General features: G+C 67.1%; 5 protein-coding genes. 3 read left to right on the top strand and 2 right to left on the bottom strand.

Features of this window, described 5'->3' with window-relative positions; genetic code table 11:
• Positions 1-755 (top strand): LLM class flavin-dependent oxidoreductase (locus GPT33_RS17905; protein WP_296811770.1); only part of this gene is annotated, 755 nt, incomplete at its 5' end.
• A gap of 21 nt (positions 756-776) precedes the next feature.
• Here GPT33_RS17905 and GPT33_RS17900 read toward each other — a convergent pair.
• Positions 777-2,174: an IS110 family transposase gene (locus GPT33_RS17900; protein WP_296811769.1), complete on the bottom strand. Its 1,398-nt coding sequence runs from the start codon at positions 2,172-2,174 to the stop codon at positions 777-779.
• Positions 2,175-2,530: 356 nt separating this feature from the next.
• Here GPT33_RS17900 and GPT33_RS17895 point away from each other — a divergent pair, with 356 nt between their 5' ends.
• Together GPT33_RS17895 and GPT33_RS17890 are read left to right on the top strand one after the other, a co-directional pair.
• Complete coding sequence (locus GPT33_RS17895; protein WP_296811767.1) at positions 2,531-2,794, top strand: CopG family transcriptional regulator; 264 nt, start codon at positions 2,531-2,533, stop codon at positions 2,792-2,794.
• Entirely contained in the window at positions 2,785-3,195 is a 411-nt protein-coding gene (locus tag GPT33_RS17890; RefSeq protein WP_363929501.1) for a PIN domain-containing protein, read from the top strand. The genes GPT33_RS17895 and GPT33_RS17890 overlap by 10 nt, the downstream gene beginning before the upstream one ends.
• A gap of 138 nt (positions 3,196-3,333) precedes the next feature.
• Here the strand turns inward: GPT33_RS17890 and GPT33_RS17885 are convergent.
• Positions 3,334-3,616 (bottom strand): hypothetical protein (locus GPT33_RS17885; RefSeq protein ID WP_296811765.1); only part of this gene is annotated, 283 nt, incomplete at its 5' end.

Below are 3,616 nucleotides of genomic sequence, written 5' to 3'. Positions count from 1 at the left end.
GACTCGGCGCCTCCGGACCCCAGGTGGTCGAAGGGTGGTACGGCCAGCCGTATCCGAAGCCGCTCGCCCGAACGCGCGAGTACGTCGAGATCGTCCGCTCGATCGTCCGGCGCGACCAACCCGTGGAGTTCCACGGCGAGTTCTACGACATGCCGTTGCAGGGAGGGGCCGGGCTCGGCAAAGCCCTCAAGTCGACCGTGCACCCGCTGCGCAGCGACATCCCGATCTACCTGGCAGCCGAGGGCCCCAAGAACGTTGCGCTCTCTGCAGAGATCTGCGACGGCTGGCTCCCGCTGTTCTTCTCCCCCAAGGAGGACCAGTTCTACCGTGACTGCCTCCAGCAGGGCTTCGACGCCTCAGGCGATCCGACCAAGAAGGATCGTTTCGCGGTGACGGCGACGGTGATGATCATTCCCGGCGACGATGCCGAGAAGTGCGCCGACCTGGTGCGCCCGTTCCTCGCGCTCTACGCGGGTGGCATGGGAGCGAAGGGCGCCAACTTCCACTACGAGGTCTTCGCTCGCATGGGCTACGGCGACGTCGCCGACCGGGTGCAGGAGCTGTACCTCGAGGGCAAGAAGGCAGAGGCGGCCGCTGCGATCCCGCTGGCGATGGTCGAGGACGTGGCCCTGGTCGGCCCGCCCGACAAGATTCGCGACGAACTCGACCGGTGGCGTGAGACCTGCATCACCGAGTTCCTCGTCAGCGGCCCCGCGATGGCGCTGCCGAGCTTCGCCGAACTCGTCCTCGGCTGATCTCCTATGGAGGCTTGGTTGTCAAGCGGTTCTTCGCTGGGGCTGGTGTTGACGGTGCGTGTCGTGCTGGTCGATGCTTTGGTGTCGGGGAAGGTCGCCCCGTAGACGCTGTCCGGTTCGGACGGTTTGGGGGGCCTTCCCCGCCTTCTTGCTGCGGCGGCGGGCTCGAACGTCGGCGGGGACGGTCCAGTGTGCAGCGATGATCGCTTTGGCTTCGTCGGGGTCGACCGGGCGGCCGTCGGTGTCGCAGATGACGTAGGGCATGCCGCGGTGCATGACCGCCCAGAAGCGTTCGGCGAGGTTCGCGGCGACGACGCAGACCGCGCCGAGGTGGTCCTTGCCGCGCTCGACCATCTGGATGTAGTAGATGCGGGCGAGTTGCGGGTCGGTGCGGCGGGCGTTGTCCGCGGCGCGCACGAGGGTGGTGCGTAGCAGCGACGATCCGGCTTTGGACATCGGTTGTCCTTTGCGGTCGGTGTCGCCGGTCTCGGAGGCTTTGGGGACCAGACCGGTGAAGGACCTGAACTGCTTGCCGCGGGCGAAGCGGGTCGGGTCGCCCATGGCAGCCACGAGTGCGGGGCCGCTGACGTCGGCAACGCCCGGAAGGCTGCGGGCGAGCTGGGCGGGGTCGACCCAGCGATAGCAGGACTCTCGTTCGGCGGCATGGGCGGTGAGCTCGGTCTGCACAGCACGCAAGAGCCTGACTTCGGTGGCGATCTCGGCGGCCAGGTCCGCGAACGCGACCGCGGGGTGGCCGGCGTAGAGCTCGATCGAAGCGCCGGCAGCGTCAATCCACTGCCGGGCCCGATCGGTGCCTTGTTGACCGTTGGATGACTTGGCGATCAACGTCGTGAGCCGCTTCTCACCCGCCCTGACCAGGGCGTTCGGATCGGCATATCGTTCCAGGACAGCCAGGTCAGCAACACCGAGATCACCGGTCAGCGGCGTCATCGGCATCAGCTGGCGGGTCAGGTCCTTGATCCGACGCTTGTGCACCGCACCCTGCTCGGTGAGCCGATCCGTCACCCGCACCCGACGATCCAACGCAGCGCGTTCCGCTGTGGGCAGCACCAACGGTTGCAGCCCGGCCGGGTCGAACAACGGCAACCGAGCGAGCGTGTCAGCATCGATGCCGTTGGTCTTGGTGTGCCGCGACAAGAACCGGCGCAGATCGTGCGCCTTGGCCGAGCTGACACGATGCACCACATGACCGCGGGTCGTGAAGAACACAGCGATCGGCATCCACGCCGGTCCAGTCGGTTCCATCACCACCTCCAGCCGGGTGCCGGGTGGGCAGCCATCCAGCGCCGCCGCCTCGATCTCTCCGAGACTCTCGAGCGTCGGCCATGCCTTGCGTTTCGCGAGCGTGGTGCCCTCACCATCGAGCACCCGCACCGTGTGCGCGCTCGCGATGCCCAAGTCGATGCCGACCAGGCGTCTGTGATTCATCTCGTTCTCCTTCGGTCGTGTCGGTTGTTGCACCGGCTCGCCCGCAGGAGCGACGCACGCATCAGGCCACGGTCCCAAGGAAGACACGCGCCAACCGCGGCTCCCACTCATGTGCTGTAACCGGCATCGACCTCATGGGCTCGAGCCACTCTCCTCATCCGGGGCATCCGTGGCCGGCCGGGTGTGGCAATCAGACGACCGGGACCAAGCCCTCACGGACCTCCCCCAGAGGCAATCTCGACGCCACCCCCCGGACCAGCCGGGATGACCATGCAACCCTGGAACCTCAGCCCCGTGGTGGATCCACGGGTGCCGATGTCCCTTACATGAGTTCAACGCTGTGTATGCTGGCATACATGCAGAGAACGACCGTGAAGCTGCCTGATGAACTCGATGCCCGCCTCCGCCACGAGGCCCAGCGGCGTGGAAGCACCGTGTCGGAATTGACTCGTGAGGCAATCGAGAATCTGCTCGGAGTCCACCACGGAAAGCGACGGCTGCTCGCCGCTGCCGCGGGCGCAAGCGGCCGCGACGACATCTCGGAGCGAATCGAAGAGATCCTTGCCAACGAGGTCCTGCCATCGCACTGATCGTCGACGCCGGGCCCCTCTACGCCTACGTCGATCGTGACGACCGGCACCACGCCGCCAGTTTGGAGCTGCTCGAAACGCACGCAGGACCACTCATCGTGCCGACGCTGGTCATCACCGAAGTCACCTACCTCCTCGGCACACGCCTCGGTGCGGACGCAGAAGTGAGATTCCTCGGCGACCTCGCCGCAGGGAACCTCCTCGCTGAATCGGTCGCCGCCAGCGACTGGATGCGAATCGCCGAACTCGTCGCCGCGTATCGCGATCTCCCGCTCGGAACGACCGACGCCTCGGTGATCGCGACGGCTGAACGACTGGGCACACGCGACATCGCCACTCTCGATCGCCGGCACTTCACCGTCGTGCGATCAACGGTCGGCGACCTCACGCTTCTGCCGTGAATCGGTGAGCACGTCGAACGCCCGAGGACGCATGCGTTCCTGCGGACTCGTTCTCGGCTGACGGTCGAACCCCGTGTCGACCGTCTCGGCGATCTCGGGCACGCGATGGCCGTGATCAACGGGGCGATGGCCGTCGGACTACCTCGAGGGCGTCCTCGACGGCGACGTGTCGCTGGCGGTGCTCGCCGAACTGATCTCGGCATCCGACCCCGAAGAGGCCCAGCCGGCGTTGCCGTCGTCTTGCGGCTGGGGCCCGTCGGGCCGCATCCTCTGGTGCCCGCGTGTAGGGCGTGCAGACGAGCGCAGTGTGGCGAGCAGCACCCCGGCTGCGACGATGACGCCGACCGCGATCAGAACACCCGCTGCGGTTCGCCAGCCGTCGCTGAGTGGCAGCACGCGCAGCGGGAGCGGCGCGAGATGG

This window comes from Thiocapsa sp. (genome assembly GCF_011390875.1).
Classification (GTDB): domain Bacteria; phylum Pseudomonadota; class Gammaproteobacteria; order Chromatiales; family Chromatiaceae; genus Thiocapsa.
Note: the sequence above shows the minus strand (reverse complement) of the source record. Positions and strands in the feature narration are given on the sequence as shown.